Source organism: Methylobacterium sp. E-065 (assembly GCF_022829605.1).
In the GTDB taxonomy this organism is placed as follows: domain Bacteria; phylum Pseudomonadota; class Alphaproteobacteria; order Rhizobiales; family Beijerinckiaceae; genus Methylobacterium.
In genome coordinates this window covers 1-283 of record NZ_JAKSYD010000285.1, presented here as the reverse complement: position 1 = coordinate 283, position 283 = coordinate 1, and the positions used below count along the sequence as shown (strand labels likewise).

1 protein-coding gene is annotated in these 283 nt (G+C 68.9%); it reads left to right on the top strand.

Annotated features, from left to right (window positions below; genetic code table 11):
* Positions 1 to 150 precede the first annotated feature (150 nt).
* Positions 151 to 283, top strand: a 133-nt coding sequence (locus MKK84_RS31800) for an HU family DNA-binding protein (RefSeq protein ID WP_243926378.1), incomplete at its 3' end; no start/stop codon positions are given.

The window sequence follows — 283 nt, the reverse complement described above, 5'->3', positions numbered from 1 at the left end:
GCTGTCGGCGGATTATGTCGGGGAGGCTGCGCCGTGAGCGTCAGGGCGCACCGGACCATCGCGGGGCAGGCGGCACTTGTCTCCCCCTTGCGGTTTCACACTGCGTCCGCCGCGCTGACGATGACGGCTGTTTCCCCCTCGGGATGGGGCATGATCCGGTCCGAACTCGTCGCCCGCATCGCTGCGCAGAACCCGCACCTCTACGCCAAGGACGTCGAGGCGGTGGTCGACGCCATCCTCGACAAAATGACCCGCGCCCTGGCGGACGGCGATCGCGTGGAGC